Origin of the sequence: Nitrospira sp. BLG_1 (assembly GCF_047338595.1) — a bacterium.
In the GTDB taxonomy this organism is placed as follows: Bacteria; Nitrospirota; Nitrospiria; order Nitrospirales; family Nitrospiraceae; genus Nitrospira_D.
In genome coordinates this window covers 44,987-58,619 of sequence record NZ_JBLFBO010000011.1, presented here as the reverse complement: position 1 = coordinate 58,619, position 13,633 = coordinate 44,987, and the positions used below count along the sequence as shown (strand labels likewise).

The window sequence follows — 13,633 nt, the reverse complement described above, 5'->3', positions numbered from 1 at the left end:
TTCCACCAAAGTCAGTAGTGGCACGGCCCGTGCAGATTTGTTCATTTGCTTTATGAGGAGACGTCTAGGCAGAATAGAGACTCTTGCCTCACCGTCTTTACGCCGGATCTGCGTTCAGCAATAATCGAAGACCGGCCAAGAGGATATCTTGTCGGATTTTTATCAAAATGGCGTCGTCACCGTCCTGCACCGGCTCGGCCAACCCAATACCGAACAGCTTGAGCAGGAACTGGAGCGGTATGCAAAAACGACTCCGATTGCGCTGGTCCTCCCGTCGCTCTATGCAGAGCTTGAACGACCGGCCCTCAAACGTATCGTCGACATCTTGAGCGAGGTGCGCTACATCAATGAAATTGTCATCTCGTTGGATCACGCCTCCGCCTTGGAATTCAGGCTGGCCAAGCAATTCTTTTCCCAACTCCCTCAACGAGTCCGCGTCATCTGGAACGACGGCGCTCGCATCCAAGCGATCCTGAATGTGCTGGTCTCGCATGAGATCGATATCGGACATCAGGGCAAGGGGCGCGGGTGTTGGACGGCCTACGGCTATGTCCTGGCTCGGGGCCAAAGCCAGGTCATTGCGCTCCATGACTGCGACATTGTGAGTTACGATCGCCAATATCTGGCTCGCCTCTGCTATCCCATCGCCAATCCGAACCTTGCCTACGAATTTTGTAAAGGCTACTACAGCCGTGTGACGGACCGGATGCATGGGCGTGTGACACGTCTCTTCATCACGCCGCTGATCCGCAGTCTGCAAATGCTGGTCGGGCCGCACTCTCTCCTCTCGTTTCTCGACAGTTTTCGGTACCCGCTGGCCGGTGAGTTTGCAATGGTGCGAGATCTGGCCTGGATCAATCGTATTCCTGGTGATTGGGGGCTCGAAGTCGGGATGTTGGCCGAGGTCTACCGGAATTGCGCGCTGCGGCGGATCTGCCAAGCCGATATCGCCGATGCCTATGAGCATAAGCATCAAACCCTCTCCACTCACAATCCGGACGCCGGTTTGTTGAAAATGTGCGTAGACATCACAAAATCGCTGTTCCGCAATCTGGCAAGCGAAGGGTTGGTTCTCTCTGAAAGTACGCTCAAAACCTTGCGCGCAACGTACCTGCAGGCCGCGCAGGAAGCCATCAGTCGATACGAAAATGATGCGGCGATCAACAGCCTGCGGTTCGATCGCCATGAAGAACGACGGGCGGTTGAGGTGTTTCTCCGCGGGATGACGCTCGCCACTGATAGCTTTCTTGAAGACCCCCTCGGTGTCCCCATGATTTCGAACTGGAGCCGCGTGACCCACGCCGTCCCCGATATTTTCCATCGGCTCATGGATGCGGTCGAGCAAGACCATGCCTGGGACCCTGCAGCGGAAACACGACAGCCTGTCTCATGATCAACAACGGCTTGATTCCACTCACTGCTGAAACGGAAGATCTGCTGGATGCGGTCCACCATGCCGACATTCTGGTCGGCATTCCCAGCTTCAACAATGCGAAAACGATCGGCCATGTCGTTCGTGCGGTCGGCGCAGGTCTGGCCAAATATTTCCATGGGTATCGCGCCGTCCTGGTGAACTCAGACGGAGGCTCCACCGATGAAACGCCGGCCATGGTCGCCCATACCATGGTTGATCTCGAACCGCTCTTTATCAGCGATCGGCAAAGCACGCTGCACCGGATTGTGACCCCGTATCATGGAATCCCCGGCAAGGGGAGCGCATTCCGCACCATTTTTGAGATCGCCCGACGGCTGAAAGTGAAAGCCTGTGCCGTGGTTGATTCGGATGTGCGGAGCATCACGCCTGAGTGGATGGAGCTGCTCCTTCGCCCCATCATCAAGGAAGGATATGATTACGTGGCGCCCTATTATCGACGCCACAAGTACGACGGCACCATCACGAACAGCATCGCCTATCCCTTGACTCGCGCCCTCTACGGTCAAGAAGTTCGTCAGCCGATCGGAGGAGATTTCGGATTCACCGGAGAACTCGCCCAGCACTATCTTGAAAAGCACGTGTGGGAATCCGATGTCGCGCGGTTTGGCATCGACATTTGGATGACGACTGAAGCCATCACGAACGGCGCCAAGGTCTGCCAGAGTTTTCTCGGTGCCAAGATTCATGACCCGAAAGACCCGGCCGCAGATCTTTCCTCCATGTTGCGACAGGTCGTAGGAGCCTTGTTCGCCCTGATGGAAGCGCATGCCCCAGCCTGGCTCTCTGTGACTGAATCGCGGAAGGTGCCGCTCTTCGGCTTCCAATATGAGGTGGGCGTCGAGCCCGTGAATGTGAACGTCGAACGGATGATCGATTTATTTCATCTCGGCCTGACTGATTTACACGACATTTGGGTACGCATACTCTCCGAAGAGGTACTCGAACAGCTGTCTCGACTTCGGGAGGTTCCTGCACGGGATTTCCGTATCCCCGATTCCTTGTGGGCGCACATCATTTACGACGCCGCACTGGCACATCATCGCAATGTGCTGCCACAAGAGCATCTCCTTAAGGCCTTGACTCCGCTCTATTTAGGGAAGACCGCTTCGTTCGTGCTGGATAGTCAGGGACTGACGACAGCGGAAGCCGAACACCTGATCGAAACACTCTGCCGAACATTTGAAAAAGAGAAAGAGTATCTCGTGACTCGTTGGCCTCAGTCCCATGATGCGAGGGATGTCGTCAGTACCGCCCCTTCGAGACCTGAAAGGAGCCAGCCATGACGTCAACCTGGGAACAGACGTTACTCGGACCCGTTACGGCGCTCGGCGAGCATGTACTCGCCATCCTTCCCAAGGTCCTGGCCATGATGATCCTCCTGTTGGTCGGTCTGGCCGTGGCGTGGGGAGCAGGCCATTTTATGGAGCGTCTGCTTCGGATGATCGGCCTGGATCGACTCTGTGATCGGATCGGAATCGCCGCAGCCCTTCTCAGGGGAGGCATCAAGAGTGATCCTTCCTACATCATCGGCAGAGTCACCTATTGGCTCATCGTCATTTTTTCTACCACTGCTTCGCTGGGCGCGCTGAATGTGGCCCCGATCAACGAAGCCGCCCATTCCCTGTTATCCTATATTCCGCACCTGGTCACAGCCGCCGTCATCGGCATCATCGGCTATCTCGTCTCAAATTTCGTGTCCCAGGCCGTCCTGATCGCTGCCGTCAATGCGGGATTGCCGCCGGCTCGCTGGATTGCCGCCGGTACACGCTGGGGCATTCAGCTTCTGACGGTTGCCATGGCGCTTGAGCAACTCGGCATCGCCCAGCATATCGTGGTGGTTGGATTTGGGATTACCTGGGGTGGCTTGGTCCTGGCCGCAGCGCTTGCCTTGGGGTTGGGAGGAAAGGATCTCGCCAAAGATTTCTTGGAGCGACGTCTCATCGGACACTCCCGTTCACAGGTCAACGAGGACTTACGACACCTATAACCGCTATGCCACGCTACCTTCTACTCACGGACTTGGACGGCTGTCTGTTGGACAGCGAGACGTATTCCTTCGACGAAGCGCGACCGGCGTTGAACGCCCTTCGTGCCGAGCAGATCCCCATCATCCTCGTCTCCGGAAAGACTCGCGCGGAAATCGAGCCACTACGGGAACGCCTTGACCATCAGCATCCGTTCATCGTCGAGAACGGTGCGGCGGTCTATGTCCCGCTTGACACCTTTGGCTTCCAGCCTGAGCGGTCACGCCGCCGAGCCTCCTATCATGTCATTGAGCTCGGCACCCCCTATGCGCTGCTTCGCGATGTCCTCCGACAAATTGAGGAAGCCGTAGGGACCCCACTACAAGGATTCGGTGACCTCTCGGTCGACGAGATTATGGCGACGACAGGACTGATGCGAGAGGATGCGCTGCGGGCCAAACTGCGAGAGTTTGATGAACCGTTCCTTGTGAATGGTCCGCCAAAGTTGATTGAGGAGATTTGTCGGCAGATCGTCACACGAGGCCTGAACTGGACGAGAGGGGGGCGATTCTTCCATTTAACCGGGAATAACGACAAAGGCCGAGCCGCAGAACTCCTGCTCCGCTGCTATAGACGACAGGAGCATGGACAACATCTCCCTGAAGAGATCGAGACGATCGGCATTGGCGATAGTTTGAACGATCTTCCGCTCCTCCTGACGGTCGATCATCCGGTGTTGGTGAAACGGCCTGATGGCTCGTATGATCCGGACATCAATCTGCCGAACCTCATCCGAGCCCCTGGTATCGGTCCTGCCGGCTGGAACCAAGTCGTCCTCGAACTCCTTCGTCAGGCCACCCACGAAGCATCCCGTGAACGGGCTGTCAATATCAGAGTCACCTAACGTTCACGGGACGACCACGTTCCTACCCCGTTAATCTTCAGCCGGGTTAATAATATGCAGCCCGGCGGACTTCGATGCCGCCAAGAGTTGCGTATCCGTGCTGACGACCGTCAATCGTAACGGCTTCAGCTCCAACGCCAAAGCCAAATGCATCACCTGAGTCGAGCGAAGAAAGGGATACTCCAAGACCAACTCCTTCGTGGTCAAGTAGGTCTCCATCTGAGGAGCAATGAACTGATACAGCCCTTGTTTGGATTCAATTTCAAACTTGTACAGCACCGAGTAACAATCATCCCGTGTGATCTGCCCTTCGTGAGCACGGGCACAGAGAATGGAATAGAAGTCCGTCACGGTCCATGTCGGAACGATGGCGACCCTGCCACGCTTCACCATCAACTTATTGACGATGCGGGTCCCCCGCTCCATGCTGTAGCGTTTCACCAGCGCGGTTGAGTCGTAGTAGTAGTATGGCATTCGGTCACACCCTCCCTTTCAGAATGATGTCGGCAAGCGGCCCTTGAAGCTTGGACAGTCGGTCCTGGAGTTCGTCGAGTGGAGCTTCCTCATAGCCTTCTTTTCGCAAGGTATCGGCAAGATTCCCCTTGTTAAAGGACGCCGTGTCCGCCTTGAGCCGCTCGTTCAATCGCCGTTTGGCCAGACGGCTTGAAACCTTTTGCCCGGCCTTGGTCAACCCCCGCCCTCTGCTACGCGGAGCCCGACTGACGGATAGTTCGTCTGTTTTCTTCACGATTCACGCCTCCTCATCATGAGTGTTGGTTTACCGCTTCCCTGCAGACGCTTCCCGTGGACAACCGGCAGGCATCGCCGCGGTGGCCGGCAATGTGACCTCAGCGAAAATATGTGCTGCGATTGCCCGTGCCACATCCGATGAAAATTCCTGTTGAATTACTCGAAGGACCTTCGCCGTCGCCTCACGCTCGGTCAGATGACCTTCTTTGCCTCCACGTGCGATGGCCCCGAGAACCCGCTGCGTGGCACGCTCCACGATCTCCAAATCGCTGCACCATCGCACATACTTGAAGTTCGGATCCTGCACCTCGATCGGAATCAGACGAGTCATACCTCGAACCAGTAACTCCGAGGACTCCGCATCGCCCTCCCCTGAATCAGCCGTGACATGAAACCCTTCACGAACCAGGCCTTGGGCAAGGGCCCGTTGAATCGGCTCGGCATGGTCTCCGGAAATCTGCAAGGTCAGGCCAAAATGCAACGAGAGGACCTGTGCTAACTCACCGGATAGCTCTCCGACTCGATACGCGGAGGGAACCCCCTGTCCGCTGAAACGAATCACCCGCAGATCAGTATTGTAGACCTCCCGTAAAACTAGATTCCGACCGGCCCGCCTGAGCGCACGCACCTTCGCGAGGTTGCCGGTCGTCTGCCGAGCCTCCACCACATCCGCGTCGATCTCCCGATCCAAGCTCACGACCCTGTCCGTCAGCGATGCCTCGGCCTGGGAGCGGTTCACGACAGCCAACGCATAATGCACGCTCTTCCCAGCGTCGTACCACGCATCCCCAATACTCACATTTTCGAGCACTTTGTCAGTCGAGACCTTTGTCACATGATCAATGGTCAACCGCCGCTCAGCCGTCGCGACTTCGTCATGTTCAGTGACGAGGTAGGCCTCCCAGTCCTTAGCCTGAGCCGCGACTTCCGCCTTGAAGATGCGCGCCACAGCGGCATAGGCTTGATTCTCGGCCGTACTTCGGTTGTCACCTTGGCCGACTCCGGTCAAATACTGGGACGGGGGATAGCTTGATGCTCGGCCATCGACCCACTCGGGCTTGTCCTTTCCGCCCAACCACGCACACCCGCTCGCTCCGACCCCGTAGAAGAAACACAGCATCACCACCGCACAGTTCCCACACACTGATCCTCGACGGCACCTCACTGCATCACCCGCTGGAGAATGAAGAGCGTCTGACCAGCAACCAGTGAAACAGATTGCCCGTCCTTCGTCATCGATATCCCTTGCCCTGACGGCCGAACAGAGACCTGGTACTGACCTGCCGGCACCCAAGCCCGCGCGACGTGGATCTCGTCCGGCAAGGTCTGCCAACTTCGCTTGTCGGCTTCTTCGGAGGCCACCGCGAGGCCTTTGGCAAATAACTCCACCAGTAAACCGACCCACGGCTCGGCGTCCTTGCCCACTGCTCTCCGTGCTCCGAAACTCACGCCCTCAGCCATCGCAAATTTGGTCGCGGCTCGCGCAACAGCTTTCGTGGCCATCGCCGGCATCCGTTCCGAAAGCCCTTTCTCCGCAAGCGCCGTCACGTTCTGTGCCCGTTCTGATCGAGCCGAGAATGAACCGCCCTGCGAATCAGTCAACGTCAGATCTTCGAACGGGACACGTGTCTTTTGCGGCACCAACCGCGGAAGCGCCACACGCACGACCCGACCATTCAGCCCGTACAACAGACTGTCCGCCACCCGATCCCTCTGATACGGCCCCCGAAAAACTCCTCTATTTAGCAAAACTAACTGTGCGGCATCAAGACTGATCGGCAGGTCTAAAAACATGTCTTCCTTTCGTGGAGCGCGGCCATTATAGCTGATCATGACCACGTGGGCGAGTACTTCCCCCGAGGAGGATAAGCTGGGTAACCACCTCACATCCGGAAAGGCTTGCCGATAGCGCTCAAACTCAGTTTTCAAGCCAAGCGCTTCGGCAGTTCGTAGAAGATCGGCCTGTAAGGAGGGAGGAGACGACATTCTCACCCATCCCTTCATGGCCTCATACGCTTCGTACGCGTTTCGATAGGCGATAAACGCGTTATTCAGGTCTCCTGCAGCTTCGTACAAGATGCCGCTCAGATACCGCGCAAACCCGTCATTTCTGTATTTATCCAGGTCCTTGATTCTGTCGCCCAACACATTCAGTCGATGATCGATCCGCCGAACCTCGACCAGAGCCTCCTGGATTAGGCCTTGAGCCGCATAGTTCAACGCCTTGACCACGTTGATCATCACGTGCTCATAGGCATCCCCTTCGTAGGGCAACATATTGTCGTTGGTCAGAAAGGCAGCGGTCTCGGTGCGGATACTTCTCGTATAGAGTCGCTCGACATCCTCTTCGGCTTGCTCCAACGCAGCACTGCTCTGCTCATACTGTCCTGCTACCTGCAAGACCATCCCACGGTCCATCCCATAGAGCAATTGCCCTTTTGCCCCATACTCGTCCTTCGTCTGCTCCACGATCGCCGCAGCTTGTTGTGGATTACCGGCGAGCAGGCTCTGTTCGATCAAGAGGTAACGATTGACGGAAGGCCCGCATCCGGACGAGAGGAAGGCCAGGCAACCGGCCAGGACCACTGAGATAGGAAAGATACCGCCCCACCGCACAGATCCCCCGTGGGCAAAGCGTGAGAGGAATGGTTTCAACGAATTCCGCGAGGCTAACAGGACGCCGAAAAAGGCCGCTCACGCCAGGGAGATCAAGATTGAGGATCAGGTTTAGCGAATCACGTGGCCCGCTTGGTCCTGAACCTCACCCTTAATCTGTTCGGTTTCGCTCGCTGCGGCCTTGCTGGACAGCCTTCTTGCGCATTCTGCTAGAAGACGGTCCGTTTCTTTTCAACCACCTTCTTGATCTTCTTTTGTCCGTACCACACCTTCGCATTGCTTTCCAGGTCGATCATCTGAAGATCCACCTGGTAGAACACGGCTTTCGCTCCGTCCGCTTCATCAAGAATGGTGGCAATCGTCCCCTTCATCATGAAATCGGCGCCGGTTTCTTTTCCAGGGGCCTTCTGCGTCTCTTCGCGCGCATAGATCGCCTGCTCTTTCCGTTCAGTCCGCACCTCATCGCGCTCGTTTTTTCCGGCGACAAAGGTGACCTTTTGAGAATTGGTGAGTTCTCGCTCCAAATCCGTGATGAAGGTCTGAACACTGATATGTTCATGGCTGCTGTTCAAGACGGTCCCTACCACGACGACGGGCTGGCGCTGATTGCTCTTTTCAAAATTCCCAAGCCAGGGATACTGGAGCGCATCCTTCACCATCGCCTCGGCCACCATCCGAGAGTCCGTATCGTTCCATCTCCCGCTCAGATCAGTGACCACCCCGGCATCAACACGCGTGACCTTCGTCTCATGACCGCATCCTGAAAGCGCGAGTGCAATACCCAGCGTGCCAATAAGAGAAGAACGAACCCTCTGCATCACGATGAACCTCCGAGAAGAAGTAGACGTGTCATGACGTGGGAACTACTGAACTCCTCGCTTTTCCTCTTCCTTCTCCAAACGCTCGAACATTTTATCGGCGTTCTTCCGCACAAAGTCCCGGACCTGAGCATTGAGTTCTTTGGCCTGCTCCAGGTTGTTCTTCATATCTTCTAAACTCAACTTGGTCAAGACATAATACGTGTTGGTCTTGGGATCCATGTACTGATCAATCTTCCGAACACCGCTGAGCGTCGCCGTGGTGATCGTTTTTTGAGCTCGTTCGACATTCTGCTCTTCCGTATTCCGTGTAAAATCTCCCGCCGTGGTTGATGCGGCATAATCCCGCATCAGATAGCCCGTATAGGTTTCAAACGTCTTGGCGATCTCGGCCCGTCCACGATTCTCTGCCGTTTCCCAGGCGAGCGGAGCATTCCGTACGCCGGAGACCGCGCCCACCCCATAAAAAGCTTTGCTGTCTTTCTCATTGAAGGCGCCCGACCCCTTCTGGACCCATTTGGGCGGTCCTCCACAAGCGGCAAGTCCCATGACAAAAAGGACAGCAAGACCGAGGCCGGCCAGTCTTGAGTATGTCGCTTGTGACCTGATCATACAACCCTCCTTAATGAAAATAGGTAGATACGCCGTACGTAGAACATCTCGCGAAAAAATGTTGGATTCATGCTAACATGCGTTTTTTTATCAGTCAATGCAAGGCACACTTCATTCAGATTCCTCAACGATACCAAGGAGGCGCTGTGGCAGACATCCAGATTGACGATGGCATCATCAGAATTCTCACGCTTGAGATCCAGGACCCCAAAGCGGCTGCTGTGCTCTCAGCCTACCCTCAGGCTCGTTGGCCGGAAATCACCCGCCGAGCGATCAAAATCGGCCTGGGATACCTCAAAGGCGGGGAACAGGCGTAGCAGAATTCAAGAAAAGACCTCCGCGCATGAAAAGCATCTCGCCCTTCCACAGGACTCAGGGTCGAGAGCTTGCCGATCGATGTTCCTCAGGGCCGTGAGCCTGTCGAACGGTCGAACGATGAAACGTCATTCATGTGCGAGAGACAGGATACGAACAACGGAATACGGGAGGGCGGCCTTTTGCGGAGTTGTTTACAGAAGATCATCTGACCGGAGGGGGTCATTTCACAGCCGGCTCCCAGGGAACCTTGCCTTCGACTAACACCATGTCTCCATCACCATCGATGCGAAGACTTGATGGATGCTGTACCCCACCCGATACTATCTCGACCTGGCGTACGAGATAGCTCCCCAGTTCGGAAGCCATCAGCCAGCCGTTTCCGTCCAGATCCGCTGCACCGGACAGTCCTCCGAGCAAGGCTTCGACCAAACGACTGCCCTGGTCTGAACGACCGACGGCCTCTCCCCTGCCGGCGGCAGTCACGACTTGCACGGCCCGCCGATCTGTAGCCGACTCTGGCGCCATCCGTCCTTCCCATGAAAGCCCAGGAGGTTCGGTCGTCTCCCATCCAACCACCGGCGCATCCAGAATGAGGAGTGTATGTTTCGACGCCGATCGCCGCGCAAATTCTTTCAATTGTTCGACCGTGATGGATTTCGCGGTGCTAGAGACCGGTGCATCAAACGGAACGAGGTACCCGCGATCCTGCCCGTCGGAATCTTGCATCACGCCGGCGTGCCCCACGTACACAAGCACAAGACGGTCCATCCGCCCAACTTTTCGTGGCAGCATGTCGTTCAGCAGCTGCTGCAGGCGCCTGGAACTGGCATCCTTGTCGTAGAGTTCGACCACTTCGTCAAATCCCATTTGCCGAAAGGCTTCCGCCACCTTTTTCGCGTCGTTGATGGCTCCCGGAATCGACGGCGCCAGGACGTACTGTTCGATCCCAATCACGATCGCCCAAGACTTGTAATAGAGGCCCTCGGGCCTTCCCAATTGCGCCTCCGCAACCGGCAGAAAATGCAGCGACAGCAGGGCAACCATGTAGGCAGCCAGCACGACTGGTTTCACCAGGACCATCCGAGCAGATATCATCATCAACCTCTGTGGAGCGTTCATCGTTGGGGTCATGAGCCTATCGCCGGCCATGGCCGGTGTCAAGAAACTGAATCGAAGCACTCACCCTGGTGCGGTGAGATTGGTTCGCAGTCGATGCACGGTTGCAGGTATCCATGACTTTCTCCATAATGCCCTCTCCGCCTGGACTACGTTAATGAAGGAGACATGCCTGCCATGAGTGAACAGATCGAAACTCTGCTGAAAGAAAGTCGGACCTATCAACCGACAGCCAAGACGATCGCTGCAGCCTATATCAAAGAGTACGAAACCGAATACAAGAAATCCATCGCGGATCCGGAGACGTTCTGGAGCAATGCCGCCAAAGAACTAGAGTGGTTTGCGCCTTGGAACAAGGTCCTGGAGTGGGAGTATCCCTGGGCGAAATGGTTCGTCGATGCACGATGCAACATCGCCTACAACTGTCTGGATCGTCACGTTAAAACGTGGCGGAAGAATAAGGTTGCACTGATTTGGGTGGGCGAAAACGACCAGGAACGCATCTTTACGTACGGCGAACTCTACCGACAGGTCAATCGCTGCGCAAACGCCCTCAAGAAGCTCGGCCTCCAGAAAGGTGACCGCGTCACCATTTATCTCCCCAAAATCCCGGAACAAGTCATTGCCATGCTGGCTTGTGCCAGAATCGGGGTGATTCACAGTGTGGTCTACTCAGGATTCAGCGCGCCGGCCCTCGCGAGTCGCGTGAACGATGCTGAGGCAAAAGTCGTTATCACCGCCGATGTCGGCTTTGATCGTGGCAAAGTCATCAACCTAAAACCCGTGGTGGATGAAGCGCTCAAGCACTGCCCGACCGTTGGCCATGTGGTTGTCGTCCGGCGTCAAGTGCCGGGACCAGCGCTTTCCGCTCCAAAGGAAATCGATTGGAACGAATGGGTCAAGCAGGAACGCGCAGTCTGTGATGCGGAACAACTCGATGCAGAAACTCCCCTCTACATACTCTACACCTCCGGAACAACCGGCAAACCCAAGGGCGTCGTCCATGTCCATGGCGGCTACATGGTCGGCACCTACCTGACGACGAAATATGTATTCGATTTGAAAGAGGATGACGTGTACTTCTGCGTGGCGGATCCAGGGTGGGTCACGGGCCACAGCTACATCGTGTATGGGCCTCTTCTGAATGGGGCCACGATTCTGACTGCGGAGGGAAAGCCTGACTATCCGAACCCCGGCCGCTGGTGGGACCTCATTGAACGGTACGGCGTCTCAATTTTTTACACAACCCCGACCGCCATCCGACTGCTCATGCGCTATGGGGAAGAGTGGCCAAAGAAATCTGACCTTTCAACACTCAGGATCCTTGGCAGCGTCGGCGAGCCCATCAATCCGGAAGCGTGGGAGTGGTATCACCGTGTGACCGGCGGGGACAAACCCATCATGGATACCTGGTGGCAGACAGAAACGGGGGCGATTCTGATTACCCCGCTTCCCACCGTCCCACTCAAACCAGGCTCAGCCACACGCCCATTCCTGGGGATCGAAGCCGATGTCGTCGATCGCGAGGGCAACAGTCTCCCAGCTAACGCCGGGGGGTTTGCCGTCATCAAGAAGCCTTGGCCTTCCATGATGCGGACGATCTACAAGGATCCGGAGCGGTATAAGACCTACTGGAATACGATCCCCAATTGCTACACCGCCGGTGATGTCTGTCATAAAGATGCCGACGGCTATATGTGGTTCATGGGTCGCGCAGATGACGTGATCAAGGTCGCGGGCAATCGGCTCGGTACGGCCGAAGTGGAAAGCGCCTTGGTCAGTCATCCCGCCGTCGCGGAAGCCGCCGTCATCGGCAAGCCGCACAAGACGGTCGGCGAATCCATCAAGGCCTTCATTATCTTGAAGCAGGGAGAACAGGACAGTCCGGCGCTGATCAAGTCGATCAAGGATCAAGTCTTGAAGGAATTAGGCAAGATCGGTGTGCCGTCTGAAATTGACATTGTCGCATCGCTCCCCAAAACGCGGTCCGGGAAAATCATGCGTCGCGTGCTCAAAGCGAAGGAACTAGGGCAAGACCCCGGCGACATCTCCACGATTGAGGAGTAACAGGCGGTGGGACGAGGTGGACGCAAACCAGGGGAACCGATCTACCAGCGGCGACACATGATCGCGCTCGCCCTGGCCGTGGGTCTGCCGATTGTCCTGTTACAGCTGTATAAGATCTATGTTGGCCCCGTGAGTTTCGACGCACAAATGGGATTCGGGATTCTCGTATCCATCCTGGCCGGCCTTATCCTTTACTACACCTACCGATCCTCAGCTCAGAATCAGCCGTAGATAGACAGGATGATTCTTTTCTGGTGACTGATCTGCACCTCCGGCATTGGATCCTCGTCCCCAACAATAATCAAATGGAGATTGTGATCGTGCCGGTGGATCATGATGAAAAGATGGCCAAGGCACTCGACCTCCTAGAGCACATGGAGATCCATCGGCTGGTGACACGGCGAGGACGCAAGAAACAGAAGACCACTGTTCCCCTGGAGGCGTTGCTGAAGAAGCAAGATGCCCTAACGCGATTCCAACCTCGACATCCTTAGAAGAACTATTTCTCCGCGTCTCCAAGACGTTCTATTGAGGTATCCGACTGCTACAGACTGCTCGACCCTTAATACTGCCCAAGCACAATTCGTAATACGCTCTCAACATAACGTCCTCACGATCGTCTTTGGACAAAACATTGACGCGATAGCTCTTGCCAAACGTCAAAGTTTTGTAACGATAAAACGTATTTATTACTACGTATTTATTAATCCATTGTAAACGCGCTCACCTCAATATGGCGCGGCTCTTGCTTACATATATCAGCAGTTACGAACCTAACCACCCAAGGAGGAATCGATGGAATGTCCGAAGTGTCAGGGGCTGATGACGTTGGAGCGATTCTCGGATTTCTTTATCGTGTTCTACGCCTGGAAATGCATCAATTGCGGGGCCATGATCGACCGTACCATTGCCAGTAATCGCCGAAAGAGTTTGGCGGCGCGAGAGGCCCAGACCGTTGCTGCAGGCTAAGGAGAGAGAGACCGTCGTGGGGCTTGGAATCCTGTTCGAGAAGATATGACCAAGGTCGGGAGTC

The 13,633-nt window shown here is 55.8% G+C and carries 16 protein-coding genes; 9 read left to right on the top strand and 7 right to left on the bottom strand.

Annotated elements, in window-relative coordinates; all coding sequences use genetic code 11:
* Positions 1 to 148 precede the first annotated feature (148 nt).
* Genes ACMTNU_RS11390 through ACMTNU_RS11375 form a run of 4 tightly spaced genes read left to right on the top strand, consistent with a single transcriptional unit; the run spans position 149 to position 4,303 of the window.
* Positions 149 to 1,393: a glycosyl transferase gene (locus tag ACMTNU_RS11390; protein ID WP_413935372.1), complete on the top strand. Its 1,245-nt coding sequence runs from the start codon at positions 149 to 151 to the stop codon at positions 1,391 to 1,393.
* A complete protein-coding gene (locus ACMTNU_RS11385) occupies positions 1,390 to 2,718 on the top strand; it encodes a glycosyl transferase family 2 (RefSeq protein ID WP_413935371.1) in 1,329 nt (442 codons plus the stop codon). The genes ACMTNU_RS11390 and ACMTNU_RS11385 overlap by 4 nt, the downstream gene beginning before the upstream one ends.
* Positions 2,715 to 3,422 carry a mechanosensitive ion channel family protein gene (locus ACMTNU_RS11380; protein WP_413935370.1) on the top strand — a complete coding sequence of 236 codons (708 nt, stop codon included), beginning with the start codon at positions 2,715 to 2,717 and terminating at the stop codon, positions 3,420 to 3,422. Before ACMTNU_RS11385 ends, ACMTNU_RS11380 begins: the two co-directional genes overlap by 4 nt.
* Positions 3,423 to 3,427: 5 nt before the next feature.
* Positions 3,428 to 4,303 carry an HAD-IIB family hydrolase gene (locus tag ACMTNU_RS11375; protein WP_413935369.1) on the top strand — a complete coding sequence of 292 codons (876 nt, stop codon included), beginning with the start codon at positions 3,428 to 3,430 and terminating at the stop codon, positions 4,301 to 4,303.
* Positions 4,304 to 4,333: 30 nt separating this feature from the next.
* Here the strand turns inward: ACMTNU_RS11375 and ACMTNU_RS11370 are convergent, their stop codons facing one another.
* The 6 genes from ACMTNU_RS11370 to ACMTNU_RS11345 all read right to left on the bottom strand — a co-directional run bounded on the left by ACMTNU_RS11370 (position 4,334) and on the right by ACMTNU_RS11345 (position 9,099).
* A complete protein-coding gene (locus ACMTNU_RS11370) occupies positions 4,334 to 4,777 on the bottom strand; it encodes a type II toxin-antitoxin system VapC family toxin (RefSeq protein WP_086426157.1) in 444 nt (147 codons plus the stop codon).
* Positions 4,778 to 4,781: 4 nt separating this feature from the next.
* Positions 4,782 to 5,051 (bottom strand): hypothetical protein, encoded by a 270-nt coding sequence (locus ACMTNU_RS11365; protein WP_413935368.1) that lies wholly within the window; start codon positions 5,049 to 5,051, stop codon positions 4,782 to 4,784.
* A 30-nt stretch (positions 5,052 to 5,081) separates the two neighbouring features.
* Entirely contained in the window at positions 5,082 to 6,173 is a 1,092-nt protein-coding gene (locus tag ACMTNU_RS11360; protein WP_413935404.1) for an LPP20 family lipoprotein, read from the bottom strand.
* 41 nt (positions 6,174 to 6,214) lie between these two features.
* Positions 6,215 to 7,708 (bottom strand): COG3014 family protein, encoded by a 1,494-nt coding sequence (locus tag ACMTNU_RS11355; protein WP_413935367.1) that lies wholly within the window; start codon positions 7,706 to 7,708, stop codon positions 6,215 to 6,217.
* Positions 7,709 to 7,878: 170 nt separating this feature from the next.
* Positions 7,879 to 8,487, bottom strand: a complete 609-nt coding sequence (locus tag ACMTNU_RS11350) for a penicillin-binding protein activator LpoB (RefSeq protein WP_413935403.1) — start codon at positions 8,485 to 8,487, stop codon at positions 7,879 to 7,881.
* A 45-nt stretch (positions 8,488 to 8,532) separates the two neighbouring features.
* Positions 8,533 to 9,099 carry a hypothetical protein gene (locus ACMTNU_RS11345; RefSeq protein WP_413935366.1) on the bottom strand — a complete coding sequence of 189 codons (567 nt, stop codon included), beginning with the start codon at positions 9,097 to 9,099 and terminating at the stop codon, positions 8,533 to 8,535.
* Between the two features lie 146 nt (positions 9,100 to 9,245).
* On the opposite strand from ACMTNU_RS11345, the gene ACMTNU_RS11340 reads away from it, so the two are divergent.
* Entirely contained in the window at positions 9,246 to 9,416 is a 171-nt protein-coding gene (locus tag ACMTNU_RS11340; RefSeq protein WP_413935365.1) for a hypothetical protein, read from the top strand.
* 220 nt (positions 9,417 to 9,636) lie between these two features.
* On the opposite strand, the gene ACMTNU_RS11335 is transcribed toward ACMTNU_RS11340, so the two are convergent.
* Entirely contained in the window at positions 9,637 to 10,515 is an 879-nt protein-coding gene (locus tag ACMTNU_RS11335) for a caspase family protein (protein WP_413935364.1), read from the bottom strand.
* Between the two features lie 195 nt (positions 10,516 to 10,710).
* On the opposite strand from ACMTNU_RS11335, the gene acs reads away from it, so the two are divergent.
* From acs to ACMTNU_RS11315, 4 genes are all read left to right on the top strand, one after another.
* Positions 10,711 to 12,600 carry an acetate--CoA ligase gene (gene acs, locus ACMTNU_RS11330; protein ID WP_413935363.1) on the top strand — a complete coding sequence of 630 codons (1,890 nt, stop codon included), beginning with the start codon at positions 10,711 to 10,713 and terminating at the stop codon, positions 12,598 to 12,600.
* Between the two features lie 6 nt (positions 12,601 to 12,606).
* Positions 12,607 to 12,831 carry a hypothetical protein gene (locus ACMTNU_RS11325; protein WP_413935362.1) on the top strand — a complete coding sequence of 75 codons (225 nt, stop codon included), beginning with the start codon at positions 12,607 to 12,609 and terminating at the stop codon, positions 12,829 to 12,831.
* Positions 12,832 to 12,854: 23 nt separating this feature from the next.
* Positions 12,855 to 13,094 carry a hypothetical protein gene (locus tag ACMTNU_RS11320; protein ID WP_413935361.1) on the top strand — a complete coding sequence of 80 codons (240 nt, stop codon included), beginning with the start codon at positions 12,855 to 12,857 and terminating at the stop codon, positions 13,092 to 13,094.
* Between the two features lie 301 nt (positions 13,095 to 13,395).
* The gene (locus ACMTNU_RS11315) at positions 13,396 to 13,569 is read left to right on the top strand and encodes a hypothetical protein (RefSeq protein WP_413935360.1); all 174 of its coding nucleotides are present in this window, start codon (positions 13,396 to 13,398) and stop codon (positions 13,567 to 13,569) included.
* The last annotated feature ends 64 nt before the right edge of the window (positions 13,570 to 13,633 follow it).